General features: G+C 70.6%; 22 protein-coding genes and 2 pseudogenes. 17 read left to right on the top strand and 7 right to left on the bottom strand.

Translation table 11 applies throughout. The features are described from left to right. Positions 1 to 8 precede the first annotated feature (8 nt). Genes x551_RS03350 through surE form a run of 3 tightly spaced genes read right to left on the bottom strand, consistent with a single transcriptional unit; the run spans position 9 to position 2,536 of the window. On the bottom strand, positions 9 to 923 hold the full coding sequence (locus x551_RS03350; protein ID WP_036229701.1) for a peptidoglycan DD-metalloendopeptidase family protein: 915 nt from the start codon (positions 921 to 923) through the stop codon (positions 9 to 11). Positions 924 to 965: 42 nt separating this feature from the next. Continuing rightward, positions 966 to 1,775: a protein-L-isoaspartate(D-aspartate) O-methyltransferase gene (locus x551_RS03345; protein WP_011828852.1), complete on the bottom strand. Its 810-nt coding sequence runs from the start codon at positions 1,773 to 1,775 to the stop codon at positions 966 to 968. After that, complete coding sequence (surE, locus tag x551_RS03340) at positions 1,772 to 2,536, bottom strand: 5'/3'-nucleotidase SurE (RefSeq protein ID WP_036229698.1); 765 nt, start codon at positions 2,534 to 2,536, stop codon at positions 1,772 to 1,774. The genes x551_RS03345 and surE overlap by 4 nt, the downstream gene beginning before the upstream one ends. 104 nt (positions 2,537 to 2,640) lie before the next feature. Here surE and x551_RS03335 point away from each other — a divergent pair, with 104 nt between their 5' ends. The 4 genes from x551_RS03335 to x551_RS03320 all read left to right on the top strand — a co-directional run bounded on the left by x551_RS03335 (position 2,641) and on the right by x551_RS03320 (position 7,852). Next, the gene (locus tag x551_RS03335) at positions 2,641 to 3,618 is read left to right on the top strand and encodes an NADPH:quinone oxidoreductase family protein (RefSeq protein WP_036229696.1); all 978 of its coding nucleotides are present in this window, start codon (positions 2,641 to 2,643) and stop codon (positions 3,616 to 3,618) included. 145 nt (positions 3,619 to 3,763) lie between these two features. Continuing rightward, positions 3,764 to 4,726, top strand: a complete 963-nt coding sequence (gene phnD / locus x551_RS03330) for a phosphate/phosphite/phosphonate ABC transporter substrate-binding protein (protein ID WP_152543388.1) — start codon at positions 3,764 to 3,766, stop codon at positions 4,724 to 4,726. Positions 4,727 to 4,772: 46 nt separating this feature from the next. Continuing rightward, positions 4,773 to 5,510 (top strand): response regulator transcription factor, encoded by a 738-nt coding sequence (locus tag x551_RS03325; RefSeq protein WP_011828848.1) that lies wholly within the window; start codon positions 4,773 to 4,775, stop codon positions 5,508 to 5,510. A gap of 35 nt (positions 5,511 to 5,545) precedes the next feature. After that, positions 5,546 to 7,852, top strand: coding sequence for an ATP-binding protein (locus x551_RS03320; RefSeq protein WP_051495531.1), 2,307 nt, complete (start codon positions 5,546 to 5,548; stop codon positions 7,850 to 7,852). A 3-nt stretch (positions 7,853 to 7,855) separates the two neighbouring features. On the opposite strand, the gene x551_RS03315 is transcribed toward x551_RS03320, so the two are convergent. Together x551_RS03315 and x551_RS03310 are read right to left on the bottom strand one after the other, a co-directional pair. Continuing rightward, the gene (locus tag x551_RS03315) at positions 7,856 to 9,163 is read right to left on the bottom strand and encodes a mechanosensitive ion channel domain-containing protein (protein WP_036247530.1); all 1,308 of its coding nucleotides are present in this window, start codon (positions 9,161 to 9,163) and stop codon (positions 7,856 to 7,858) included. Positions 9,164 to 9,206: 43 nt separating this feature from the next. After that, positions 9,207 to 10,148, bottom strand: a complete 942-nt coding sequence (locus x551_RS03310; protein ID WP_011828845.1) for a histone deacetylase family protein — start codon at positions 10,146 to 10,148, stop codon at positions 9,207 to 9,209. A gap of 55 nt (positions 10,149 to 10,203) precedes the next feature. Here x551_RS03310 and x551_RS03305 point away from each other — a divergent pair, with 55 nt between their 5' ends. The 5 genes and pseudogenes from x551_RS03305 (at position 10,204) to x551_RS03285 (ending at position 16,481) form a co-directional block, all read left to right on the top strand. Then, entirely contained in the window at positions 10,204 to 11,124 is a 921-nt protein-coding gene (locus tag x551_RS03305; protein WP_036229688.1) for a MoxR family ATPase, read from the top strand. A gap of 16 nt (positions 11,125 to 11,140) precedes the next feature. Further along, on the top strand, positions 11,141 to 12,151 hold the full coding sequence (locus x551_RS03300) for a DUF58 domain-containing protein (RefSeq protein WP_036229686.1): 1,011 nt from the start codon (positions 11,141 to 11,143) through the stop codon (positions 12,149 to 12,151). Continuing rightward, positions 12,151 to 14,250, top strand: coding sequence for a DUF3488 and DUF4129 domain-containing transglutaminase family protein (locus x551_RS03295; RefSeq protein WP_036247543.1), 2,100 nt, complete (start codon positions 12,151 to 12,153; stop codon positions 14,248 to 14,250). Before x551_RS03300 ends, x551_RS03295 begins: the two co-directional genes overlap by 1 nt. After that, positions 14,247 to 15,346: pseudogene (gene mltB, locus x551_RS03290) on the top strand (lytic murein transglycosylase B). Before x551_RS03295 ends, mltB begins: the two are co-directional and overlap by 4 nt. A gap of 46 nt (positions 15,347 to 15,392) precedes the next feature. Further along, positions 15,393 to 16,481: a mechanosensitive ion channel family protein gene (locus x551_RS03285; RefSeq protein WP_011828840.1), complete on the top strand. Its 1,089-nt coding sequence runs from the start codon at positions 15,393 to 15,395 to the stop codon at positions 16,479 to 16,481. A gap of 39 nt (positions 16,482 to 16,520) precedes the next feature. Here x551_RS03285 and x551_RS03280 read toward each other — a convergent pair whose 3' ends face one another. Then, positions 16,521 to 17,546, bottom strand: a complete 1,026-nt coding sequence (locus x551_RS03280) for a zinc-binding alcohol dehydrogenase family protein (protein WP_036229681.1) — start codon at positions 17,544 to 17,546, stop codon at positions 16,521 to 16,523. 127 nt (positions 17,547 to 17,673) lie between these two features. Between x551_RS03280 and x551_RS03275 the strand changes: the two genes are divergently transcribed. The 8 genes and pseudogenes from x551_RS03275 (at position 17,674) to x551_RS03240 (ending at position 23,920) form a co-directional block, all read left to right on the top strand. Continuing rightward, positions 17,674 to 18,603: a LysR family transcriptional regulator gene (locus x551_RS03275; protein ID WP_036247527.1), complete on the top strand. Its 930-nt coding sequence runs from the start codon at positions 17,674 to 17,676 to the stop codon at positions 18,601 to 18,603. 8 nt (positions 18,604 to 18,611) lie between these two features. After that, positions 18,612 to 19,856, top strand: coding sequence for an NAD(P)/FAD-dependent oxidoreductase (locus x551_RS03270; RefSeq protein WP_036229737.1), 1,245 nt, complete (start codon positions 18,612 to 18,614; stop codon positions 19,854 to 19,856). Positions 19,857 to 20,001: 145 nt separating this feature from the next. Next, entirely contained in the window at positions 20,002 to 20,214 is a 213-nt protein-coding gene (gene rpsU, locus x551_RS03265) for a 30S ribosomal protein S21 (protein WP_011828836.1), read from the top strand. A gap of 83 nt (positions 20,215 to 20,297) precedes the next feature. Beyond that, positions 20,298 to 20,750 (top strand): GatB/YqeY domain-containing protein, encoded by a 453-nt coding sequence (locus tag x551_RS03260; RefSeq protein ID WP_036229678.1) that lies wholly within the window; start codon positions 20,298 to 20,300, stop codon positions 20,748 to 20,750. A 40-nt stretch (positions 20,751 to 20,790) separates the two neighbouring features. After that, the gene (locus tag x551_RS03255) at positions 20,791 to 21,144 is read left to right on the top strand and encodes a TIGR01244 family sulfur transferase (protein WP_011828834.1); all 354 of its coding nucleotides are present in this window, start codon (positions 20,791 to 20,793) and stop codon (positions 21,142 to 21,144) included. A gap of 39 nt (positions 21,145 to 21,183) precedes the next feature. Then, positions 21,184 to 22,373: pseudogene (gene dinB, locus x551_RS03250) on the top strand (DNA polymerase IV). Positions 22,374 to 22,514: 141 nt separating this feature from the next. After that, complete coding sequence (locus x551_RS03245; RefSeq protein ID WP_173402792.1) at positions 22,515 to 23,459, top strand: DUF3034 family protein; 945 nt, start codon at positions 22,515 to 22,517, stop codon at positions 23,457 to 23,459. Positions 23,460 to 23,488: 29 nt separating this feature from the next. Next, entirely contained in the window at positions 23,489 to 23,920 is a 432-nt protein-coding gene (locus x551_RS03240) for a group 1 truncated hemoglobin (protein WP_036229676.1), read from the top strand. Between the two features lie 204 nt (positions 23,921 to 24,124). On the opposite strand, the gene x551_RS03235 is transcribed toward x551_RS03240, so the two are convergent. After that, a partial coding sequence (locus x551_RS03235; protein WP_152543387.1) for a TonB family protein occupies positions 24,125 to 24,502 on the bottom strand: 378 nt, incomplete at its 5' end.

Below are 24,502 nucleotides of genomic sequence, written 5' to 3'. Positions count from 1 at the left end.
GCGCGTCGCTAGCGTGGTGGCAGGAGCTTGACCGGATCGACCGGCTTGCCCAGCTTGCGGATCTCGAAATGCAGTTGTACCCGCTCGGCGTCGGTCGAGCCCATCTCGGCGATCTTCTGGCCCCGCTTGACCGGCTGGTCTTCCTTGACCAGCAGCGTCTGGTTGTGCGCGTAGGCGGTCAGGTAGGTGGTGTTGTGCTTCACGATCACGAGATTGCCGTAACCGCGCAGCCCCGACCCGGCATACACGACGCGCCCGTCCGCTGCCGCGGTCACCGGATCGCCGGCCTTGCCGCCGATCGCGAGCCCCTTGTTGCGCGCCTCGTCGTAGTTTGCCAGCACGGCACCCGAAGCGGGCCAGGCCCAGTTCAGTTCGTCGTCGTCCCGGTTCGACGAGGCCGCGGGAGTCTGGGTGATGACCGGTGCCTGCGGGGCCGCTGCCACGGTACTGCCCGACGCGCTGCCTCCCGGTGCCGCCGCTGCAGCGGCGCCCGGCTTGGTCTCGAGCGGCCGCGCCTCGACCTTCGTGCTGGCCACCGGCTTGGCCGCGACCACCGTCGGGTCGACCGTCGGCGGCAGCACGCGCAGCACCTGACCGACCTCGATGGCGTTCACGTTCTCCATGCCGTTCCAGCGAGCGATGTCCTTCCAGTTCTGGCCGGTCTCGAGACCGATGCGGATCATCGTGTCGCCCGGCTTGACGGTGTAGTAGCCCGGCTTGCCGGCGTTCTCTGCGCCAGGCAGCGGCTTGCCGGCGTCGGGCGCGCTGGCGGCCGAGGCCACGGCCGCGCCCGCCGGAACGGCCACTGCTGCGGCCGGGCTGCGCGTGCTGCGATCCTCGACAGGGGGTGCACGCCGTGGCGCCTGCACGCAGGCCGCGAGCAGGAACACCAGCAGCGCGGTCGTCAGACCGCGCGACAGCATGCGACCGGGGACAGGAAAAACATGAGGTTGCGTCGCATTCGTTCAGTCGGTGCCGGATTTTAGGGGGACGAATCTGACAGCCTCATGCAGCGAGCGCACCAGGTTGCCATCGGCATGACGGTCGATCACCACCAGCACCTGCCCTCCACTGCGCGCGTCGAGCATCGGCGCGACGAGCCGTCCTCCCGGGCCAAGTTGGTCGATCCAGGGCTGCGGGATGTCTTCACCGCCCGCCGCCGCGATGATGCCGTCGTAGGGCGCGTTCGGTGCATGGCCGATACGGCCGTCACCATAGACCAGCCGCAGGTTCCCGAAGTTCAATGGCGCGAGGTTCTCCCGCGCCTTGTCATACAGCGGTCGCAGCCGCTCGATCGACACCACCTGGCGCGCCAACTGCGCCAGCACGGCCGCCTGGTAGCCGCAGCCGCTGCCGATCTCGAGCAGCCTCGGTCGCGCGCCGGCCGGCTGCAGGGCGAGCATCAACTCGATCATTCGCGCCACCACCGAGGGCTTGGAGATCGTCTGCCCGAGTCCGATCGGCAGACTGGTGTCCTCGTAGGCCTGGTTGGCCAGCGCAGTATCGACAAAGCTGTGCCGCGGCACGGCCCGCATCGCCGCGAGCACGCGCGCGTCGCGCACACCTTCGGCCTGAAGGCGCGCCAGCATGCGCTCGCGCACCAGGTGCGAATCGAGTCCCAGACCGGCCGGCGTGGTGCCGCGGCCGCGCTCCGTGGCTGCCTGGTGCAATGGCCGCTGGGGCCGCAGCAAGGGTGCGGCGCCTGAGCGACCTGCCGGCTTGACCTGGTCGAGCCGCAGCGGGAACTTCGGGGCCGGTCGCTGGCCGGCGCTCATCGCCCGCCCTCGCCAGCTCGTTCCAGCCACGAGCCCCAAGCCGGCAGGCGGGTGTGATCGGTCAGGTCCACCTGCAGCGGCGTGACCGACACGTGGCCCTGAGCCACGGCATGGAAATCGGTGCCGGCACCGGCCTCGCGAGCGTCACCGGCTGCACCGATCCAGTAGATCGGCTCGCCGCGGGGATTGCTCTGGCGGATCACCGGTTCGCTGGCGTGGCGGCGACCGAGCCGGGTGGTGCGCAGACCGCGCAAGTCCTCGTAGGGCCGGTCGGGAATGTTCACGTTGAGCAGCCAGGCACCGGGCACCGGAGGCAGCGCGATCACCTGCTCGATGAGACGGCGTGCCACGCGCGCGGCCGTGTCGAGGTGCGTCCACCCCTTCTCGCTCAGCGAGAAGGCGATCGACGGGATGCCGAACAGATAGCCTTCCATCGCCGCGGCCACCGTACCGGAATAGAGCGTGTCGTCGCCCATGTTCGCGCCGTTGTTGATGCCCGAGACCACCAGGTCGGGCCGCCGCGGCAGCAGCCCGGTCAGCGCCACGTGCACGCAGTCCGACGGCGTGCCGTTCAGGTAGCGATAGCCATTGGCCGCGGTCCAGACCGATAGCGGACGCTGCAGCGTCAACGCGTTGGAGGTGCCGCTCGAGTTCTGCTCGGGCGCGACCACGTCGAGTTCGCCCAATCCGCGACACGCTTCGACCAGCGCCGCCAGTCCAGGGGCGAGATAACCATCGTCGTTGGCAACAAGGATGCGCATCCGACTCATTGTAGGGAGCCCCCACGTCGCCTCGGCGACGGAGTTCCCGCGGCCCTCTACCTATCATCGGTCGCCGCGGCTGACTGCGGCAGCAAGGAGACGACATGCACGCCTGGCTCTGCGACAACCCGATCGGCCCCGAGGCGCTGAAGTGGACCGAATTGCCCACGCCCGAACCGCAGGCCGGCGAAGTGCGCGTGGCGGTGCGCTGCGCCAGCCTGAACTTCCCCGACCTGCTGATCGTGCAGAACAAGTACCAGCTGAAGCCCCCGCTGCCCTTCGTGCCGGGAGCAGAGTTCTCCGGCGTGATCGAGGCAGTCGGTCCCGGCGTGACGCAGTTGCACGTCGGCATGGCCGTCGCCTCGTTCGGCGGCATCGGCGGGTTCGGCAGCCATGTGTGCGTCGACGCCCGGCAGGTGATGCCGCTGCCGTCGGGCTTCGCGTTCGACGACGCTGCCGCCTTCCTGTGCACCTACGGCACCAGCCATCACGCGCTGGTGGACCGCGCACAGTTGAAGGCCGGCGAGACCGTGCTGGTACTGGGTGCGGCGGGCGGCGTCGGCACCGCCGCGATCCAGATCGCCAAGGCGGTGGGTGCGCGCGTGATCGCCGCCGCCTCGAGCGACGAGAAGTGCGCGCTGTGCCGCACGCTCGGGGCCGACGCGTCGATCAACTACACGAGCGCCGACCTGCGCGAGCAGATCAAGGCCGCCACCGAGGGCAAGGGGCCGGATGTGGTCTACGACCCCGTCGGCGGCGCGATGGCCGAGCCGGTGTTCCGCTCGATCGCCTGGCGCGGCCGCTACCTCGTGATCGGCTTCGCCGCCGGCGCCATCCCGGCGCTGCCGCTGAACCTGGCCCTGCTCAAGGGCGCCTCGCTGGTCGGCGTGTTCTGGGGCGAGTTCGCCAAGCGAGAGCCGCAGCAGAACGCGCGGGCCCTGAACGAATTGGCGAGCTGGTACGCCCAGGGCCGCATCAAGCCGGTGATCGAGCACCGCTACGCGCTGCGCGACCTGCCACGCGCCTTCGAGCTGATGGCGTCACGGCAGGTGCGCGGCAAGATCGTGCTCAGCGTCGACTGAAGCGACTCTTACCGCAGGGCCTTCGGCGCTGCGGCCCCCCGTCGGGGGGCCCTCTTGATGGGTCGGGTCCGCCCGGCCCCGGTGCTAAATTCGCGTGCCCATTCAACGCGAGCCCTCTGTGCGCCGTTTGCTGCTGAAGCTGCTCATGCTCGTCCTCGTCGGCCTGGCTGGCCGGGTGGCTGCGGCCGACGCTCCGTCGCTGGCCTTCGGCGTGATCACCACCACCACCGTCGCCGAGACCCGCGCAGCCTGGGAACCCTTCTTCGCCGCCATGCGCCGCGGCACCGGACTCGACGTGCACGGCGTCTACCACGCCACCTACGAAGAAGCCGTCGACGCGGTGGTTCGCAACCTGGTGCAGCTGGCCTGGGTCTCTAACAAGGCCGCGCTCGATTGCATCGAGCGCACCAACGTGGAAGTGTTCGCTCAGCTGGTCGATTCCGCGGGCTCGCTCGGCTATCGCTCGATCATCGTCACGCGTCGCGACAGCGCACTGCTGTCGATCGACCCTCTGCTCAACCGCCCACGCACCTGGCGTTTCGCGATGGGCGAGCCCAGCTCGACCTCCGGTGCCGTGATGCTGGAGTACGCGCTGTTCGTGCCGCGCGGGATCAAGCCGGAAGAACACTTCCAGGCACTGCGCCGCGGCACCCATGCACAGACGCTCGCGGCCGTGCTCGGCGGCCAGGTCCATGCCGGCACGTACAACACCGAGGAGTTGCATCGCCTGCGCGAGCAGTCGCCCGCTCAGGCGATGCAGCTGCGGATCCTGTGGGAGTCGGCGATGATCCCGAAGGATCCACTGCTGTGGCGTCGCGACCTGCCCCTGTCGGTGCGCAAGCGCATCGCGGAATACATCTTCGGTGTGGGTCGGACCGATGACGAGAAGCTGATGCTCAAGCGCATGTTCGACCTCGCCGGTTTCAAGCGTTCCAGCAACCAGCAGCTCAAGTTCGTGCTCGACGTCGACGACTTCAAGCAGCGCTCCGAAGTGCTGCTCGACGCCAGGATGAGCGAGTCCGCCAAGAACGAACGGCTCTCCGACCTGCGCGAGCGCTATGTGCGCCTGTCGCGCGCTGTCCAGGCCGACGCGGATCCGCCGCGATGACGCCGCGCCGGGTCCACGACGTTCGTCCCCCTTTCTGGAGAATCCGATGGCCGTCAAGGTACTGATCGTCGAAGACAACCCCGTCGCACGCCACTTCCTGGCGCGCGTCGTGCGCGAGAGCTTTTCCGACGTGACGGGCATGGCCGAGGCCGGGGACCTCGAATCCGCCCGCCGCCAGCTCGGCATCGGCGGTGCCCCGCCGTTGCCGGCGGGCAGCGAGCCGTTCAAGCTGGTGCTCGTCGACCTGGAGCTTCCCGACGGCAATGGCCTCGAGTTGCTCACCGAACTGGCCGGACACGGTGCGACGAAGATCGTCACCACGCTGTACTCGGACGACGACCATCTCTTCCCCGCGCTGCAGTGCGGCGCCGACGGCTACCTGCTGAAGGAAGACCGCTTCGAGGTGCTGGTCGAGGAGCTGCAGAAGATCGTTCGGGGCCAGCCGCCGCTGTCGCCGGCGATCGCGCGGCGTCTGCTGTCGCACTTCCGTCTCGGCGATTCGGGCTCGATGGCGCTCGACAGCGCCCACGCGCCGGGCGACTTCCAGCCCGCCCGCCCGGCTGCCCCCGCGGTCTACGCGGAGCCGGACCACGAGCGCCTGACGCCGCGCGAGACCGAGGTGCTGACCTACCTCAGCAAAGGTTTCACGATCAAGGAGATCGCCGGTCTGATGGGCATCAAGTGGTTTACCGTCAACGACCACATCAAGGCCATCTACCGCAAGCTCAATGTCTCCAGCCGCGCCGAGGCCGCCGTGCTGGCCAGCAAGCAAGGTCTCGTGTGAGCCCGCGTTCGGTGCGCTGACAACGCGGCCTGTCGATGAACGCGCCGGCCGAGCGCCATCCCACTAGGCCGTCGCGGCGCGACGCGCACACTTCCGGCCCGCCCACGTCGCGGCTCGACGACAACGACTCCGGCATCGACACCACGGTCCTCGAGCAATGGCTGCCGTCGCGGCTGCGCAGCTCGCGCTGGCTCGGCTGGCGGCTGCGGGCACTGGTCGTGCTGGCGCTGCTGGGCTGCCTGGCGCTGTTCCTGCTGACGCGCGAACTCGCGCAGCAACCACGCCTGGACGCCAGCTGGCGCGGCAACGAGCACGGCCAGCTGCTGCTGGCGGCCAGCAACGAGCCGGCGCTGCAGCCTTTCGTCGGCCACGCGCTGCTCGGCATCATCGGCGGCGACAGCCAGGTCGCCGTGCTCGACGCGCTGGCCCTGCAGCGTTCGCCGCGCTGGCTGCCTGGCGATGCCGAGCGGGCCCGCCACCACGAACTGCACGACCAGCTCGAGCGGGCGCTGTCCCAGGGCCATGTGCGTTTCTACTTCGCCGAAGGCGGCACGGCCGAGCTGCAGCTCCAGCCTCGCGGCAGTTTCCGGCTGGGGCTGATGTACTGGCTGCTCGCCGGCCTGGCGTTGGTGCTCTACCTGATCGCGATGGTGGTGGTGCTGGTGCGACCGATGCTCGCCAACGCCCTGTTTGCGCTGATGGCGCTCAGCCAGTGCGGCAATCTGCTGTTCATCGCTGCGGCGGGGGTGTCGGAGCTGACGCTGCCTCGGGGCTACGCGGGATTGGAAGTGCATGCCCGCATGGCCTTCGATCTGGTCACCGCTGCGGCCATCGTCCACGCTGCCTGCCTGCACCCGAGGCGGTTGCCCGGTGGCCCGGCGATCGCGTTGCTGGTGTGGGGCCTGGTCGGCGGCCTGCTGGCGCTCGATGTTCGGTCCGCATTGCCGCAGGCCTGGTGGTGGACCCAGGGCATCGGTGCCGCGCTCGGTCTCTCGGCAATCGGCCTGCTGAGCTGGTCCTACCGCATCGAGCCGCACCCCTATGCCCTGGTGCAACGCCGATTCGGCATCGTGACCGCCGGCACCTGGATCCTGCTGACCGCCGCGATCGCCGCCGTCGGCCAGACCCCGGGCGCGCAACAGGGGATCGCCACCGTCGGTTCGATGATCTGGGTGGTCTTCCTCGCCTCGCTAATGCTGCTGGTGCCGTTTCTCGCCAAGTCGCAGCAGATGCTGCGCGAGTTCTCGCTGCTGGCCGGCGTCAGCACCGTCGCCACCTCGCTCGACCTGTTGTTCGTCACGGCCTTCTCCTTCGGTCAGTTCACGTCGATCACGCTGTCGGTGTTCCTGTCGATCGGCCTGTACGTCAGCGTGCGGCAGTGGCTGTTGAACCACCTGCGCGGCACCGGCATGGTCACGATGGAACGCCTGTTCGAGCGCCTATACCGCATGGCACGCGAGGTGGAGGCCCACCCCGAACGCGCGTCGACCTCGTTGCTGAGCCTGCTGCGCGAGCTGTTCGAACCGCTGGAGGCCGCGGTTGCGCCGAAATCCACCCAGCATGCACGTGCCAGCGGTGACGGCTCGGCGCTGACCGTGCCGGTGCCCGACCTCAGCCGCATCAGCGGTCGCGCCGACGAGACGCTGGTGCTGCGCTACTCGCAGCGCGGCCGGCGCCTGTTCACGCGCGAGGACGCGCGTCTGGCGGACCGCATCGTCGAGCAGCTCAAGCGCGCGGTCGCCTTCGACCAGGCCGTCGAGCGGGGTCGCAGCGAGGAGCGCAGCCGCCTGGCGCAGGACCTGCACGACGACATCGGCGCGCGGCTGCTGACGCTGATGTACCAGGCCCAGAGCCCGGAGCAGGAGGACTACATCCGCCACACGCTGCAGGATCTGAAGACGCTCACGCGCGGCCTCGCGGTCAGCAGCCACCGCCTGTCCCATGCCGCGGCCGAATGGAAGGCCGATGTGCAGCAACGGCTGCAGATCGCCAACGTCGTGCTGGACTGGCACACGCAGTTCGATCGCGACGCGGAACTCACGGTGGTGCAGTGGTCGGCCCTGACGCGCGTGCTGCGCGAGCTGGTCAGCAACACCATCGCACACGCCCGGGCCACGCGGGTGGCGATCTCGCTGCAACTGGCCGACGATCGGCTCGAGCTGCGTGTGCACGACGACGGCCACGGCCGCAATCCGCAGGCGTGGGCGCATGGCCTGGGCCTCGGCGGCATCCGCAAGCGAGTCAAGCAGCTCGGCGGAGAGGTCGAGTGGCGCGAACTGCTGCCGGCCGGCATCGAGTGCCGGGTGCGCTTCCCGAACTGGTCGCAGAGCGCGTCGGCCTGACGATCAGGGCGGTTGCGAGGCCGCCGATGGCGGCTTGTGGGCGGGCGGCACGCGCCGCAGCACACGCTGCGGGAACGGGATCTCGATGCCCTCGGCGTCGAGCACGGCCAGGATGGCCAGATTCACTTCGGAGCGCAGGTTGGACTGGCCGTTCAGCGGATCCGGCACCCAGTACCAGATGGTCAGCTCCAGACCGTCGGCCGCAAAGTTGGTCAGGTGGACCGCCGCCGAGTGACTGTCGTCCTTCATCACGCGCTCGATGCTTCCGAGTGCCGCGAGCAGCTTGGGGCGCAGCTTCAGGACGTCGGTGCCGTAGGCGACCTGAACCACCGTCGAGGCCATGACACAGGTCTCAGTCAGCGAAGCGTTCTCGACGCGCTGCGTGATCAGCAGCTCGTTCGGCACGATGGACTCGCGGCCGTTGGCGGCGCGGATGATCGTCGCGCGCGTGTTGATGTCGGTGATGCGGCCCTCGAAGTTGTCGACCTTGACCAGGTCACCGATCCGCAGCGAGCGCTCGGCCAGCACCACGAAGCCGCTGACATAGTTGGACGCGAGCTTCTGCAGGCCGAAGCCGAGCCCGACCCCGATCGCCCCCCCGAAGACGCTGAGCGCGGTGAGGTCGATGCCGGCCGCCGACAGGGCTATCAGCAGGCCGACGAACAGCAGCAGCGCGCGGGTGGCGTTCGCCGCGATCTTGCGCAGCGACAGGTCGGTCAATCTCCCCTTCAGGAGCCGCGCCTCGATCGCCGCGCTGAGCCACAACGCGAGCATCAGCACGATCACCGCGTTGAACGCGCCCTCGAGCAGGGCCCGCAGCGAGATGCGATCGCTGCCGACCTTCCAGCTGATGCCTTCCAGCTCTTCCATCAGCATCGGCAGCACGCCGGTGAACCAAAGGATCATGCCGATCCACACTGCCCACGACAGCCAGCGCTCGACGATGCGCACGAAGGCCGACGCCGGGAACGCCGCTCGCAGCACCCGCACGAACACGCGGATCAGCGCCAGCGACAGCAGCAGCGCGACCGCGATGCGCAGTACCGCCGGCGGCAGATGCAGCACCGCCAGCAGCAGGTGCTGCGCGGCCAGCACGAGTCCCAGCGAGAGCAACGGAAACAGCGCGCCGTCGACCAGTCGGCGACCGAACAGCACCGAATGGGGATCCTCGCGCCGACCGCGCAGCGTGCGAGCCAGCGCCCACGCCAGCAGCAGGCAGCCACCGAGCACGGCGAGCTCCAGCGCGGCATTGGTGGTGAGCAGCGCGCTGCCCAGCGCACTCAGCTCGTCGGGGGTCATCGGTCGGGCCATCGGGTCCTTCGGGTTCGGTGCGGAATGCGGCGTGCGAGCGCCGTCAATCGGTCAGTCCGGCCAGCACTCGCACGTGGCTGGCCACGCTGCGCGCCAGCGCACTCAGTGCGTAGCCCCCCTCCAGACACGAGACGATGCGACCGTCGGCATGGCGTTCGGCCACACCCTTGAGGCGCCGCGTGATCCAGGCGTAGTCGCTCTCCACCAACCCGAGTTGACCGAGATCGTCCTCCCGGTGAGCGTCGAAACCCGCCGAAATGAACAGCATCTGCGGCCGGAAGGCCTCGAGCCGCGGCAACCAGTGCCGGTCGATCAGTTCGCGGATCTCGGATCCCTTGGTATAGGCCGGCACCGGCAGGTTCACCATGTTGTCGCCCAGCGGCTGGGCCCCGGAGTTCGGGTACAGCGGATGCTGGAAGAAGCTGCACATCAGCACGCGATCGTCGTTGGCGATGATGTCCTCGGTGCCGTTGCCGTGGTGGACATCGAAATCGATGATCGCCACACGCTCCAGCCCGCGCCGGTCGAGTGCATGGCGTGCCGCGACGGCGACGTTGTTGAAGAAGCAGAAACCCATGGCCTGGCGCCGGGTGGCATGGTGGCCCGGCGGGCGCACCGCGCAGAAGGCGTTCTCGATCTCGCCATCGAGCACCGCATCGGTCGCCGCCACCGCGGCCCCGGCCGCATGCAGCGCCGCAGCCCAGGTGCCGGGGCCGGCGACGGTGTCGGGGTCCAGCGCGCGGCGCTGGCCGGTGGCCTCCACCTGCTCCATGAAGCCGCGCAGGTTGGCGACGTACAGCGACTCATGGGCCAGCGCCAAGGTGCCCTCGTCGACCGGCGGCGCCTCGCGCTGCTCGAGCGCGATGTCCAGGCCGGTGGCGATCAGGTGGTCGGCAATGGCGTCGAGCCGCTGCGGGCACTCGGGGTGGCCATCGCCCATGTCATGGGTGCGGCAGGCGGGGTGGGAGTAGTAGGCGGTGGCCATCCGTCTTGGCGGTGCGAGGTCTCGGGAACGGCGGCTTTCGGCTAAGGTGTGCGCCATGACCCTGCACACCCGGCTTCACCAGCTCGTCGATCAGATCGCCACGATTATCGTCGGCAAGCGCCCCCAGATCGAAGACAGCCTCGCCTGCCTGCTGGCCGGCGGTCATCTGCTCATCGAAGACGTGCCCGGCGTCGGCAAGACCACCCTCGCCCACGCGTTGGCCGTCTCGCTCGGCCTGCGCTTCTCGCGCGTGCAGTTCACCGCCGACCTGATGCCCTCCGACCTGGTGGGCGTCAGCGTCTACGAGCGCGGCAAGGAGCGCTTCGTGTTCCACCCCGGGCCGGTGTTCGCCCAGGTCTTGCTGGCCGACGAGATCAACCGCGCCGGCCCCAAGACCCAGAGCGCGCTGCTCGAGGCGATGGAGGAGCACCAGGTCAGCGTCGAGGGCGAGACCCGGGCGCTGCCCGCGCCCTTCTTCGTGATCGCCACGCAGAACCCGAGCGACCAGCTCGGCACCTACCCGCTGCCGGAGAGCCAGCTCGACCGCTTCCTGATGTGCATCACGCTCGGCTACCCCGACCGCGCCAGCGAACGCGCGCTGCTGTCCGGCCGCGACCGCCGCGAGGCCATCCACGAGCTGCACGCGGTGATGAGCCCCTCCGACCTGCAGGCCGCGCAGCAGGCGGTGCTGGCCGTGCACGCCAGCGAACCGCTGCTCGACTACCTGCAGGCGCTGATCGCCGCCACGCGCGACGGCCGCTGGTTCGTCGAGGGCCTGTCGCCGCGCGCCGGCATCTCGCTGCTGCGCGCCGCCAAGGCCCACGCGCTGCTCGATGCGCGCGACTACGTGGCGCCCGACGACCTGCAGGCCGTGCTGCCGCAGACCGTGGCGCACCGCCTGCTGCCTGTCGCCGGGGCCGGCCGGGGTCGGCGCGAACAGGTGCGCGCGATGATCGACGCGATCGCGCTGCCCTGAAGGCCACGGAGCCGACGTGAGCGCGGTGCTCGACGACCCGACGGCGCGCAGCGGCCCGCTCGCGCCGCTGCGCACGCGCTGGCGCACCTGGTGGGACGCCCGCCATCCGCGCAGCGACACGCTGCAGCTCACGCAGCGCAACGTCTACATCCTCCCCACGCGCGCCGGCTGGGTGTTCGCGCTGACGCTGGGCGTGCTGCTGGTCGCGTCGATCAACTACCAGCTCAGCCTGGGTTACCTGCTGACCTTCCTGCTGGCCGGCAGCGGCCTGGTGTCGATGCACGTCACGCATGCCACGCTGCGCGGCCTGAGCCTGCACCTGCGCCCACCCCAGCCGGTGTTCGCGGGTGAGGCGGCGGTGGTCGAGTGCGTGCTGGCGTCCACCGCCACTCGCACCCGGCACGGCATCGGCCTGCGGCTGGCCGGGCCGGAGCGACCGCCACACTGGAGCTGGACCGACGTGCCGGCGGGCGGCCAGTCCGCCATGCAGCTGAGTTTCGTCGCACCGCGCCGCGGCCGGCTGCCCCTGCCCCACGTGGTGCTGGAAACGCGTTTCCCGCTGGGGCTGTTCCGCGCCTGGAGCGAATGGCGCCCGCAGGCAACCGTGCTCGCCTACCCGCAACCAGAGCGGCCCACGCCTCCACTGCCTCCGGCCCGGGCCGCCGGTGGCGAGGCGAGCACGGCGCGCAGCAGCGAGGGCGGCGAGCTCGAGGGCATCCGTGCCTACCGGCGCGGCGACCCGCTGAAGCTGGTGGTCTGGAAGAAGGCCGCGCGTGCGCTCGACACCGGCGGCGAGCTGGTCAGCCGCGACACCCGCAGCGCGGCCCGCCAGGAACTCTGGCTGGACTGGGCGGCGACCGGGGGTCTGTCGCCCGAGGCCCGGCTCTCGCGGCTGGCGGCCTGGGTGCTCGCCGTCGAGCAGAGCGGCGCGGCGTGGGGGCTGCGCCTGCCCGGCCGTGAATGGCCGCCGGCGACAGGCGAGGCGCATCGGCGCGCAGCGCTGGAGGCACTGACGCTGTGGGCCTGATGCGCCGACCCGCGACGATCGCGTGGCCCGGCTGGCGACACCTGCCGCGCGAGGCACGCGACACGCTGTTCCTGCTGGCGGTGATTGCCTGGACGGTGCTGCCGCACGTCGGCCAGCTGCCGGTCTGGTGCACTGCGCTGACGGCCGCCGTACTGTTGTGGCGCGGGGCGTTGGCGGTGCGTGGCGCGGCGCTGCCGAGCCGCTGGGTGCTGGCCGGCGTGCTGCTGCTGGCACTGGCGCTGACTTTCATGACGCACCGCACGCTGCTCGGCAAGGAGTCGGGCATCACGCTGCTGGTGGTGCTGGTGGCGCTGAAGACGCTGGAGCTGCGCGCGCGGCGCGATGCCTTCGCGGTGTTCTTCCTCGGCTTCTTCCTGGTGCTGACCCACTTCCTGAGCTCGCAGTCGATGGTCATCGCCGCGGCCATGCTGGTGTCGGTGTGGGGCCTGATGACCGCGCTGGTGCTCGCGCACATGCCGGTCGGCCAGCCCGGCCTGGACCGGGCCGGTGCGCTGGCCGGCCGCTTCGCGCTGCTCGGCGCGCCGGTCATGCTGCTGCTGTTCCTGCTGTTCCCGCGCATCGGTCCGCTGTGGGGCGTGCCGAACGACGCCGGCGCGAAGACCGGCCTGTCCGGCGAGATGCGCGTGGGCATGATCGCCGAGCTGGCCGCCGACGACAGCATCGCGCTGCGCGTGCGCGTGCTCTCGGGCACGCCGCCACCGCCGGAACAGCTGTACTTCCGCGGGCCGGTGCTGACCGGCTTCGATGGCACGACGTGGCGCGTCGGTTCGCCACGCTTCGCGTCGGGCGCGACGCTGGCGCGCAACCTGCGGCCGATCGGCGAGCCGGTGGAGCTCGAGGTCACGGTGGAACCATCGCGGCTGTCCACCATCCCGGCGCTGGAAGCCACGCCGGCCCTGCCGGCGCTGGAGGAGAACCTGCGCACGCAGTTGCTCGACGACCTGCACTGGATCACGAACCGCCCGCTGGCCGAGCGCATCCGCTACACCGCCCCTTCGTGGCCGCGCTTCGCCCACGGCCCGACCGAGCCCACGCTCGGCCTCCAGGATGCGCTGGACCTGCCGCCCGGCTTCAACCCCCGCACGCTCGAATGGGCCGCGGCGCTGCGGCGCGACCCGCGTTATGCCCAGGCCGACGGCAACACCCTCGCCGCCGCGCTGATGCAGCACATCCGCCGCGAGAACTACAGCTACACGCTGGCCCCGGGCCTCTACGACGAAGCGCAGCGCGGCACCGCGATCGACGAGTTCTGGCTCGACGGCAAGGCCGGCTTCTGCGAACACTTCGCGACCGCCTTCGTGGTGATCCTGCGCGCGCTCGACGTGCCCGCGCGCGTGGTCACCGGCTACCAGGGCGCCGAGCGCAACCCGATCGACGGCACGCTGGTCGTGCGCAACAGCTTCGCGCACGCCTGGGCGGAATACTGGCAGCCCGGCCAGGGCTGGGTGCGCGCCGATCCGACGGCGGCGGTGGCGCCCGAGCGCATCGACCGCAGCCGTCCGCTGGCGCCAGCCCCCGGCTTCGTGGCCACCGCCTTCGGCGGCGTGGCGCCCGACGCGCTGCTGCAGTTGCGTGCGCTGTGGGAGTCGGCCAACAACGCCTGGAACCAGTGGGTGCTGAACTATTCGCGCGGCACGCAGTTCGACCTGCTCAAGCGTCTGGGCTATGCCTCGCCGAGCTGGGAGGACCTGGCCCTGCTGCTGATCGTCGTCGCCAGCGGCCTGAGCCTGGCGGTCGCCGGCTGGGCCTGGTGGGGCCACCACCGGACCGACCCCTGGCTGCGCGCCTATGCGCGCGTGCGGCAGGCCACTGCGAAGCGGGGCATCCCAGTGCACGACGGCATGCCGCCGCGCACCCTGGCCGCGGCCCTTCGGGCACGCCATGGCAGTGCGGCAGAACCCGCTGCGCGGGTGCTGGACGCGCTCGACCGCCTGCGCTACGCCCGTGCCGACGCACCGGCCTCCAGGCGCCGGCAGGCCGTGCAGGCGCGCCGGCTCGCCGCCACCGCCGTGGCTGCCCTGCGTCCCCTGAAGCCTCACACTTCCCCGTCCAAGATGCCGGTCGCCGCTTCCCGATGATGACGAAACCCCGCCCCCTCCTTCCTGTCCTCGCCGCGACCCTGGTCGCGCTCGGCACGCTCTGCCCGCCCTCCGACGCCGAGGCCGCGCGGACCCGCAAGAAGCCCGTCGCCCTGCAGGACGACAACGCGCCCGACGCCGTGACCTACGGCCGCCGCGACGACGTGGTGGCGCTCGCCGCCGGCATTGCCGAACGGCGCGGGCTCGACCGCGCCTGGGTCGAAGAGACGCTGGCGCAGGCGCGCTACATCCCGGGCGTGGTGCGGCTGATCCAGCCGCCGCCGGCCGGCACGGCCAAGAACTGGGCGGCTTACCGCGCGCGCTTCGTCGAGCCGGTGCGCATCCGCGCCGGCGTGGCGTTCTGGCGCGACAACGAGCGCTGGCTGCGCGAGGCCGAGGCGCGCTACGGCGTGCCGGCGGCCATCGTCGTCGGCATCGTCGGCGTGGAGACCATCTACGCCCAGCACATGGGCAACTTCCGCGTGCTCGACGCGCTGGCCACGCTGAGCTTCGACTTCCCGCGCGACGCGCGGCGCGACCGCAGCCCCTTCTTCCGCGACGAGCTGGAGAGCTTCCTGCTGCTGTGCCGGCAGCAGGGCAGCGACCCGCTGGCGCTCAAGGGCAGCTACGCCGGTGCGATCGGCATGCCGCAGTTCATGCCGAGCTCCTGGCTGAAGTACGCGGTCGACTTCGACGGCGACGGCCGTGTCGATCTGCACGCCAGCGCTGCCGACGTGATCGGCTCGGTGGCGAACTACCTGGCCGAGTTCGGCTGGCAGCGCGGCCAGCGACCCACTACGCGGTGGGCGCGCCGGTCGACGTGGCCGAGCGCGCCGTGCTGCTGGCGCCCGACATCCTGCCCAGCTTCAGCGCAGCGCAGTTCGCCGAGCACGGCGCGGCTCTGGAAACCGCGGGCCGGCAGCACGAGGGCCCGCTGGCGCTGGTCGAACTGCAGAACGGCAACGCGGCACCGAGCTACGTGGCCGGCACGCAGAACTTCTATGCGATCACGCGCTACAACTGGTCGAGCTACTACGCGCTGGCGGTGATCGAGCTGGGCCAGGCGGTCGCCACGGTGGTCGAGGCCACGCGCTGAGGCGGCGCACGATGGAACCTCCGCGCCAGTCGGTGCTCAAGCAGGGATGAACTTTCCGAACTGGCTCCCCCCGTCGATCGCCGACTGGCTGCCCGCGTTGGGCATCGCGGCGGCGGCCATGCTGCTCGCTGAACTCGTGTTCCATGTCGGCGAGCGCGTGGTGCGGCGCGCCACCCGCAGCACACCGCTGGCTTCGACCGTGGCGCAGGCGGTGCGCAGCCCGGCGCGCTGGGCGCTGCCGCTGCTGGCGCTGAACCTGGTGTGGCACGAGGCGGCGCCCGACACACTGGCCGGCCTGGCCTCGGTGCAGCGGCTGACCGGCCTGCTGCTGATCGCCGCATTCACCTGGCTTCTGGTGCGCGCCGTCAACGGCCTCGCCAAGGCGGTGATCGCGGCCCATCCCGTGACGGTGGCCGACAACCTGGAGGCGCGCCGCATCCACACCCAGACCCGCGTGCTGTCGCGCACCGTGGCCGGCCTCGCCGTGCTGATCGGCGCGTCGCTGATGCTGATGACGTTTCCGGCGGTGCGGCAGATCGGCACCAGCCTGCTGGCATCGGCCGGCGTGGTGGGCATCATCGCCGGCTTCGCGGCGCGGCCGGTGCTGGGCAACCTGATCGCCGGTCTGCAGATCGGCCTGAGTCAGCCGATCCGCATCGACGACGTGGTGATCGTCGAGGGCGAATGGGGCGTGATCGAGGAGATCACCGGCACCTACGTCGTCGTGCGCATCTGGGACCAGCGGCGCCTGGTGGTACCGCTGCAGTACTGGATCGAGAAGCCATTCCAGAACTGGACGCGCAAGACCTCGGAGCTGATCGGCACCGTGTTCCTGTGGGTCGACTACCGCATGCCGCTCGCCCCGCTGCGCGCGGCGCTGCAGCGCGCCTGCGAATCGACCGAGCACTGGGACGGCCGCTTCGCGCTGCTGCAGGTCACCGAGGCCGGCGAGCACGCGATGCAGCTGCGCTGCCTGGTGACCTCGGCCTCGGCACCGGCTGGCTGGGACCTGCGCTGCCACGTGCGCGAGTACCTGGTCGACTTCATCCAGCGCGAGTACCCGCAGTACCTGCCGCGCCTTCGCGCGGAGGCGAGGATGACCGGCGATGACGTTCCGCCAGCGGCGGTCGGCTGAAGCCGACAGCGGCCTGCTCGCGCACCGGACCCTCGGGCCTCAGAACCCCTCGAGCACGATCTTCCCCCGCGCCCGGCCGCTTTCGATCAGCGCGTGCGCGCGCGTCAGGTTGGCCGCCGTGATGCGCCCGTAGTGCTCGCCCAGCGTGCTGCGCACCACGCCGTCGTCGACCAGCGCCGCCAGGTCATTCAGCAGGTGGTGCTGCGCCACCATGTCGGGCGTCCCGAACAGCGCGCGGGTGAACATCAGCTCCCAATGCAATGACGCGCTCTTGCGCTTGAGCAGGCGCACGTCGATCGGCTCCGGGTCGTCGATCAGCGCGATGCGCCCCTGCGGCGCCAGCGCCTCGACGAGCTGCGTGAAATGCACGTCGGTGTGGGTGAGGCTCGCCACGTGCGTGACCTCCGGCCGGCCGATGCGCCGCAGCTCCTCGCCCAAGGGGCGGCCATGATCGATCACGTGGTGGGCGCCGAGCTCGCGCACCCAGGCCTGGGTCTCGGGTCGCGACGCGCTACCGATCACCGTGAGCCCGGTCAGGCGACGCGCCAACTGCACCAGGATCGAGCCCACGCCGCCGGCCGCACCCATCACCAGCAGGGATTCGCCAGCCGCGCTGTCGCGGCCGCGCTTGCCGGGCGGGACCAGCAGGCGGTCGAACAGCAGTTCCCAGGCGGTGATGCCGGTGAGCGGCAAAGCCGCGGCCTGCGCATCCGTCAGGGACGCGGGCGCGCGACCGGCAAGGCGCTCGTCGACCAGGTGCAGTTCGGCATTGCTGCCGTTGCGCGCGATCGAGCCCGCATACCAGACCCGGTCACCGGGCTGGAAGCGCGTGACGGCACTGCCGACCGCCTCGACCACGCCGACCGCGTCCCAGCCCAGCACACGAGGCGTGCCGTCGGCATGGGCGCCGTTGCGGCGCACCTTGGTATCGACCGGGTTGACCGACACCGCCCGCACCGCGACCCGCAGATCGTGCGGCAGCGGCTCGGGCACGGGCAGGTCGATGTCGACCAGGGCGCCGGCAGCATCGATCGGCAGACTGCGGGTGAATGCGACGGCTTTCATGCGGAACTCCTTGCAGGGGGAACGGGACCCGAGGCGGGATGAGGCATTGTCGAAAGACCGTGAGAGTGAATCAACGCTTATCAATCGACAATACTTTCAATCAATATTTGAAACTTGATCCCCACCCATGCATCTCGACGACCTGAACCTCTTCATTCAGGTGGCCCGCAGCGGATCGTTCAGCGCCGCTGCGCGGCAGCTGGCGCTGACGCCGGCGGCGGTGAGCGCAACCATCAAGCGCATCGAGGCCTCGCTGCAGCGACGGCTGATCGAGCGCAGCACCCGCGCGCTGCGACTCACCCCCGAAGGCGAGCGTTTCCTCGACACCTGCGAAGCCCTGACGGCCCGGTGGGCCGAGGGCACGGCAGCGCTGCGCTCCGACCCCGGCGCGGTGGACGGCGAGGTGCAGCTTGCAGCCCCCGCAGACACCACCTACCAGCTGCTGTCGCCCTGGCTCGCACCCTGGCTGGTCGCCCACCCCGGCCTGCGCCTGAGCCTGCACGTCAGCGACCGCCTGCACGACGTTCGGCGTGAGTCGGTCGACATCGCCGTGCGCTACGGCACCCTGCCCGACTCCGGCCTGGTGGCTCGCCGGCTGTGCAGCGGCCCGCGCATCGCGGTCGCATCGCCGGCCTATCTGCGCCGACGCGGCACGCCCCAGACGCCCGCCGATCTGGCCGGGCACGACTGCCTGCTGTGGATGCTGGGGGGCCGCGCGAACCGCGACTGGCGTTTCTGGCGGGGCCGCAGCGTGCGTGGCGAGGGCGAACCGGTGCGCGTGGGCGGGGCGCTGTGCGGCGACGGCTCGCTGGCACGGCAATGGGCACTGCAGGGTCGCGGCATCGCGTCGAAAGCCTTGTGTGACGTGCTCGCCGATCTCGAGGCCGGCCGCCTGGTGCAGGTGCTGCCGGGCCACCGCGGCGACGAGGTGCCGGTGCACGCCTTGCTGCCGAGCCGCGAGTATGTGCCGGCGCGCGTGCGCGTGGTGCTGGACCAGCTGGTCGAGCGCTTCGCCGACCTGCAGCGGCGCATGGACGCGTGGCGCGCGCCCCGATAATCGTGCCGATGCAGGCCGCTTCCCCCTTCGACGTCGTGGTGATCGGCGCGGGAGCAGCCGGCCTCTTCTGTGCCGGCGTCGCCGGCCAGCGCGGCCTGCGCGTGCTGCTGGTCGATCACGCGGAGAAGCTGGCCGAGAAGATCCGCATCTCCGGCGGCGGGCGCTGCAACTTCACCAACCTCGAAACCGGGCCGGCGAACTTCCTGTCCGGCAACCCGGCGTTCTGCCGCTCGGCGCTGGCACGCTACACGCCGCGCGACTTCATCGCCCTGGTGCAGCGCCACCGCATTCCCTGGCACGAGAAGCACAAGGGCCAGCTGTTCTGCGACGAGTCCAGCGAGGACCTGATCGCCATGCTGTTGCGCGAGTGCGAGGCCGGCGGCGTGACGCGCTGGCAGCCCTGCCGCGTCGCCACCGTGCGGCGGGCCGCTGTCCGCGGCTTCGAGCTCGACACCGATCGCGGCAGCGTGCGCGCAAGGCGCGTGGTGGTCGCCACCGGCGGGCTCTCGATCCCGAAGATCGGCGCCAGCGACTTCGGCTACCGGCTGGCGCGGCAGTTCGGCCACCGCGTGGTCGAGCCTCGACCCGCGCTGGTGCCGCTGACCTTCGATGCCACCGCCTGGGCGCCGTTCGCGGCCCTGGCGGGCCTGTCGCTCGAGGTGACGGTGAGCACCGGCAGCGGCTCCGCGGCTGGACGCTTCCTCGAGGACCTTCTGTTCACGCACCGCGGGCTCAGCGGCCCGGCGGTGCTGCAGATCTCCAGCTACTGGCAGCCTGGCACGCCGATCGCGCTGGACCTGGCGCCGGGCCAGGACCTGGCGTCCGCCCTGCGCGAGGCCAAGGCGGTATCCAGGCGCCAGCTCGGCAACGAACTGGCGACCCGCCTGCCGGCCCGCCTGGCCGAGGCCTGGTGCGCACCGCTCGGCAACCTGGCCGCACGGCCACTGCCCGAGGTCAAGGACAAGGATCTGGCCACCCTCGCCGCCTCGCTCCAGCACTGGATGCTGACGCCGGCCGGCACCGAGGGCTACCGCAAGGCCGAGGTCACCGCCGGCGGCGTGGACACGCGTGAGCTCAGTTCACAGACGATGGAAAGCCGGCGTGTGCCCGGCCTGCATTTCATCGGTGAGGTGGTCGACGTGACCGGCTGGCTCGGCGGCTACAACTTCCAGTGGGCCTGGGCCAGCGGGCACGCCTGCGCCGAGGCCCTGGCCGCCGCCGGCCGCGCGGAGACACCGGTTCCGCACCCCTGACGCCCGGCGCAGGCTGCATTGCGCCGGTCCTCGCCGCCGGTCTATAATCTTCGTCTTTGCTGGCAAACCGCGCGCCGAACCCGGCCCGAGTCATCCGGAAAGATTCCCCGGAACCCGGTGCGCAAATTCAAGGATCCACCGTTTCATGACCACCGTTCGCGTCAAAGAAAACGAGCCCTTCGATGTGGCTCTGCGTCGTTTCAAGCGCACGATCGAGAAGATCGGCCTGCTGACGGACCTGCGGGCCCGCGAGTTCTACGAGAAGCCCACCGCCGAGCGCAAGCGCAAGAAGGCGGCCGCCGTGAAGCGCCACTTCAAGCGCGTGCGCAGCATGCAGCTGCCCAAGAAGCTGTACTGACCACCCCTCAGTCGGCACCACATCAAGCCCGCGCGGGGACGCCCAAGCGGGCTTGGTCGTTTCTGGAGACCGGAGAGAGCCTCATGACGAGCCCGATCAAAGACCGCATCACCGAAGACATGAAGAGCGCGATGCGCGCCAAGGACGCAGCACGCCTCGGCACCATCCGCCTGCTGCTGGCCGCGCTGAAGCAGAAGGAGGTCGACGAGCGCGTGGTGCTCGACGACGCCATGGTGATCGCGATCGTCGACAAGCTGATCAAGCAGCGCAAGGACTCGATCAGCCAGTTCAGCGCCGCCGGCCGTACCGACCTCGCCGACAAGGAGACCGCCGAACTGGCCGTGCTGGAGGCCTACCTGCCGGCGCGCCTGAGCGCCGAGCAGGTGGCCTCCGAGGTGGCCGCGATCGTCGCCGAGCTCGGCGCCAGCGGCCCGGGCGACATGGGCAAGGTGATGGGCGCCGTCAAGACCCGCCTGGCCGGGAAGGCCGACATGGGCCTGGCGTCGGCCGCGGTGAAGCAGGCGCTGTCGAAGTAAGCTCGCTCCGGCACGCCACCCGCATCACGAGGACGCCCCGATGGATCTGCCCGCCACCCGCCTGAATGCCGAGATCGCCACGGCCCCCCAGCTGACCCCCGACGCGATGGCCGCCGCGGCCGCCGCCGGCTTCCGCAGTGTGGTCAACAACCGCCCCGACTTCGAAGGCGGGCCGGACCAGCCGACCAGCGCCGCGATCGAGGCCGCCGCACGGGCCGCCGGCCTCGAGTACGCCCACCTGCCGGTTGCCGGCGGTTTCCAGACGCCCGAACAGGCGCAGGCGATGGCCGCGCTGATGGAGCGCCTGCCCAAGCCGGTGCTGGCGTTCTGCCGCAGCGGCGCCCGCAGCGGCCGGCTGTACGCACTGTCGCTCGAACACCGCCAAACGCACTGAGCCCCCGCCAGGGCCGCCTCCCGGCCGGCGGCTCGGCACATGCCAGAACGCTACATCGCCCACCTCGACATGGACGCGTTCTACGCGTCGGTCGAGTTGCTGCGCTATCCGGAACTGAAAGGCGAGCCGGTGGTCATCGGCGGGGGCCGGCGCCACGAACCGGAGGTGCTGGCCGACGGCAGCCGCCGCTACGCGACGCTGCGCCACTACGCCGGCCGTGGCGTCGTCACCACCGCCACCTATGCGGCGCGCCGCTACGGCGTGAACTCCGGCATGGGACTGATGAAGCGGCCGCCCTGGCGCCCGACGCGGTGCTGCTGCCGGTCGACTTCGACGAGTACCGGCGCTACTCGCGCCTGTTCAAGGCGGCGGTGGCCGAGATCGTGGGCAACACGCCACCGCTGATCGAGGACCGCGGCGTCGACGAGATCTACATCGATCTCTCGGCCCTGCCCGGTGTCGCGGTCGACCGCGGCGCGACGCTGGCGCGCGCCATCAAGGCCCGCGTGCTGGAAACCACCGGCCTCAGCTGCTCGATCGGCGTCACGCCCAACAAGCTGCTGAGCAAGCTCGCCTCCGAACTCGACAAGCCCGACGGCCTGACGATCCTGCGCGAGGCCGACATCGAGACACGCATCTGGCCGCTACCGGCCCGGCGCATCAACGGCATCGGGCCGAAGGCCTCGGCGAAGCTCGAGGCCCTGGGCATCCGCACGATCGGCGAGCTGGCCGCCGCCGACCCGGCCTGGCTGCTGAAGAACTTCGGCGCCCACTACGGCGCCTGGCTGCATGCCGCCGCCCACGGCCGCGACGAACGGCCGGTGGTGACGCACAGCGAACCGGTCAGCCTGAGCCGCGAGACCACGTTCGACCGCGACCTGCACCCGCGCAACGACCGCGCAGCGCTGTCGGCCATCTTCACGCGGCTGTGCGAGCAGGTGGCCGACGACCTGCAGCGCAAGGGTTACGTCGGCAGGACCATCGGGCTGAAGCTGCGCTACGACGACTTCAGGACGGTGACCCGCGACCTCACGCTGCCGGCCCCGGTCGACGACCTCGCGGCGATCCGTCGGGCGGCCGGCGAATGCCTCAAGCGCGCCCCGCTCGAGCGACGCCTGCGCCTGCTGGGCGTGCGGGTCGGCTCGCTGTCGCGCCCCGGCGAGCTTGTCCCACCCGCCGCAGCGAAGCCGGCCGCGCAGCCGCATACGCGATCGCTGTTCGACGACTGAGGCGCCACTGACATGCCGCAACCTGTCAGGCGCGCAACTTGCAGCCGGGGGTCCGCGGCGACGTCCGCACGCACCGCCGTGCCCAGGACGTCACGAACCGCCGCCGCCGCGCGGCCTCTTTCGTCGGTGGTGGGAGCCTCCATGTCATTCGAAGTCCTGAGTCACGAGTTCCGATCGACCGTCGGGGTCGGCGGCCGCGTGACCGCGCTGTTCCTGCTGGCGGCATCGGCCCTGGCTGCTGCCGCCCCGGCACCGGCGCGCGAGGGCAAGCTGCTGTTGACCGGTGGCGTCAGCAGCATCGATGGCGCCGCCGGTGGCGGCCTGACACCCTGGGCATTGACCGGCAGCTATGCCAGCGTCGGACAGTTCGGCGCCAGCGCCTACCTGACGCGCCTGAGGACGCAGGATTACGGGCTCACCGGCTACGGCGTGGCCGCCAGCTTCGACGAGCGCATCGAACTGTCGCTGGCCCGCCAGGACTTCGACACCGGACGCACTGGCACCGCGCTCGGCCTGCCCGGCCTGAGGCTGAAGCAGGACATCTTCGCGGTGAAGCTCAGAATCGCCGGCGATGCCGTGCTGGACAGCGACACGTGGATGCCGCAGATCGCCATCGGCCTCGAGCGCAAGCGGCTCGACGCCGGCGGCCTGGCACCGACGCTGCAGGCCCTGGGCGCCGACGACCGAGGCACCGACGTCTACCTCAGTGCCACCAAGCTCCTGCTCGCGCAGGGGGTGCTGCTCAACACGACGCTGCGGGCCACCAAGGCCAACCAGAACGGCCTGCTCGGCTTCGGTGGCACGGCGCGCGACCGCTACAAGCTGCTGCCGGAGTTTTCCGTGGCCTGGCTGCTGCGCCGCAATCTGGCGATCGGCGCCGAGTACCGCTTCAAGCCGGACAACCTGAACCCCTCGCTGCTCGGCGACGGCCTGGCCGAAGACGACTGGAAGGACCTGTTCATCGCCTGGGCCCCGGACAAGAACCTGTCGCTGACGCTGGCCTGGGTCGATCTCGGCCGCATCGTGCCGGCCGTCGTCGACCGGCGCCAGAGCGGCGCCTACCTGTCGGCCCAGGTGGCGTTCTGACAACCCCGCCCGTACTCATGAGCCTCCCCATGAAGCGTCTCCTGATCGCCCTGAGCTGCGCCATGGCGGCGCTCTCCGCCGCCGCGCAATCCACGCCCCCCGACGATGCGCTCTACCGTGCCCTCGGCGGCACGCCTGGTCTGACGAAACTGATGGCCGACTTCGTGCCCCGTCTCGCGGCCGATCCGCGCATCGGCGAATTCTTCAAGGAAACCAAGCTGTCGGAGCTGCAGAAGCAGCTCGTCGACCAGTTCTGTGTGGTGTCCGGCGGCTCCTGTGTCTACGAGGGCGAGACGATGAAGAACTCCCACGCCGAGATGAAGATCCGCAAGGCCGACTTCAACGCGCTGGTCGAGGTGCTTCAGGAGTCGATGGACCGGCAGGGCATCCCCTTCTCCGTGCAGAACCGCCTGCTCGCGCGGCTGGCGCCGATGTATCGCGACATCGTCAACACACGCTGAGGTTCGCATTGCTCCTGCGTGCTTTGACTGCGCGCTGCTGACCAGGGCGTATCGAAGCGCCGTGACGGGCCGCTGTGTGGAGCGAGGTAAAGGAGGAGCGGTCGGCCCGCAGGGCGGACCGCGGGGGACACGAGCGCAACACAGCGGCCCGTCACGGCGCCCCTCCACCACTCGACAGACAGACCTCCGCACGGAGCAACGAGGTCACGACGGCAGGAAATCCACCGGCCAGGACACCACCATTTGCTCCACATCCTTCGCGCCGAAATCGAACTGCCGCACGCGCGCCAGCAGCTTGCCTTCCAGTTCGCTCGCATGCAGTTCGCTCGACACGATGCGCACGCCCACCACGTCGCCGGCCGGCGCGATCTTCAGTTCGAGCACTACCTTGCCCTGCAGCGACGGGTCCTCGCGCAGCGCGCGGTTGTAGAGCGCATAGATCGCGCCCTTGTTGCGCTCGAACACGAGCTTGATCTCCTCGATCGAGCGCGAGGCCTTGCCGCTGCCGCTCTTGGTGAGCGTGCCGCCGGCCCCTGCCCCACCGCCGCCGCCTCCCCCACCACCGCTGCCGCCGCCCTTGCC

The organism is Methylibium sp. T29 (assembly GCF_000576205.1).
Classification (GTDB): Bacteria; Pseudomonadota; Gammaproteobacteria; order Burkholderiales; family Burkholderiaceae_C; genus Methylibium; species Methylibium petroleiphilum.
The sequence above is the reverse complement of the archived record's forward strand: the minus strand, read 5'-3'. Positions and strand labels throughout refer to the sequence as shown.

What these genes read in the sequence shown, in the direction of transcription:
- x551_RS03350 (WP_036229701.1), bottom strand. Translation starts at nt 923, where the DNA reads ATGCTGTCGCGCGGTCTGACGACCGCGCTGCTGGTGTTCCTGCTCGCG.
- x551_RS03345 (WP_011828852.1), bottom strand. Translation starts at nt 1,775, where the DNA reads ATGAGCGCCGGCCAGCGACCGGCCCCGAAGTTCCCGCTGCGGCTCGAC.
- surE (WP_036229698.1), bottom strand. Translation starts at nt 2,536, where the DNA reads ATGCGCATCCTTGTTGCCAACGACGATGGTTATCTCGCCCCTGGACTG.
- x551_RS03335 (WP_036229696.1), top strand. Translation starts at nt 2,641, where the DNA reads ATGCACGCCTGGCTCTGCGACAACCCGATCGGCCCCGAGGCGCTGAAG.
- phnD (WP_152543388.1), top strand. Translation starts at nt 3,764, where the DNA reads ATGCTCGTCCTCGTCGGCCTGGCTGGCCGGGTGGCTGCGGCCGACGCT.
- x551_RS03325 (WP_011828848.1), top strand. Translation starts at nt 4,773, where the DNA reads ATGGCCGTCAAGGTACTGATCGTCGAAGACAACCCCGTCGCACGCCAC.
- x551_RS03320 (WP_051495531.1), top strand. Translation starts at nt 5,546, where the DNA reads ATGAACGCGCCGGCCGAGCGCCATCCCACTAGGCCGTCGCGGCGCGAC.
- x551_RS03315 (WP_036247530.1), bottom strand. Translation starts at nt 9,163, where the DNA reads ATGGCCCGACCGATGACCCCCGACGAGCTGAGTGCGCTGGGCAGCGCG.
- x551_RS03310 (WP_011828845.1), bottom strand. Translation starts at nt 10,148, where the DNA reads ATGGCCACCGCCTACTACTCCCACCCCGCCTGCCGCACCCATGACATG.
- x551_RS03305 (WP_036229688.1), top strand. Translation starts at nt 10,204, where the DNA reads ATGACCCTGCACACCCGGCTTCACCAGCTCGTCGATCAGATCGCCACG.
- x551_RS03295 (WP_036247543.1), top strand. Translation starts at nt 12,151, where the DNA reads ATGCGCCGACCCGCGACGATCGCGTGGCCCGGCTGGCGACACCTGCCG.
- x551_RS03285 (WP_011828840.1), top strand. Translation starts at nt 15,393, where the DNA reads ATGAACTTTCCGAACTGGCTCCCCCCGTCGATCGCCGACTGGCTGCCC.
- x551_RS03280 (WP_036229681.1), bottom strand. Translation starts at nt 17,546, where the DNA reads ATGAAAGCCGTCGCATTCACCCGCAGTCTGCCGATCGATGCTGCCGGC.
- x551_RS03275 (WP_036247527.1), top strand. Translation starts at nt 17,674, where the DNA reads ATGCATCTCGACGACCTGAACCTCTTCATTCAGGTGGCCCGCAGCGGA.
- x551_RS03270 (WP_036229737.1), top strand. Translation starts at nt 18,612, where the DNA reads ATGCAGGCCGCTTCCCCCTTCGACGTCGTGGTGATCGGCGCGGGAGCA.
- rpsU (WP_011828836.1), top strand. Translation starts at nt 20,002, where the DNA reads ATGACCACCGTTCGCGTCAAAGAAAACGAGCCCTTCGATGTGGCTCTG.
- x551_RS03260 (WP_036229678.1), top strand. Translation starts at nt 20,298, where the DNA reads ATGACGAGCCCGATCAAAGACCGCATCACCGAAGACATGAAGAGCGCG.
- x551_RS03255 (WP_011828834.1), top strand. Translation starts at nt 20,791, where the DNA reads ATGGATCTGCCCGCCACCCGCCTGAATGCCGAGATCGCCACGGCCCCC.
- x551_RS03245 (WP_173402792.1), top strand. Translation starts at nt 22,515, where the DNA reads ATGTCATTCGAAGTCCTGAGTCACGAGTTCCGATCGACCGTCGGGGTC.
- x551_RS03240 (WP_036229676.1), top strand. Translation starts at nt 23,489, where the DNA reads ATGAAGCGTCTCCTGATCGCCCTGAGCTGCGCCATGGCGGCGCTCTCC.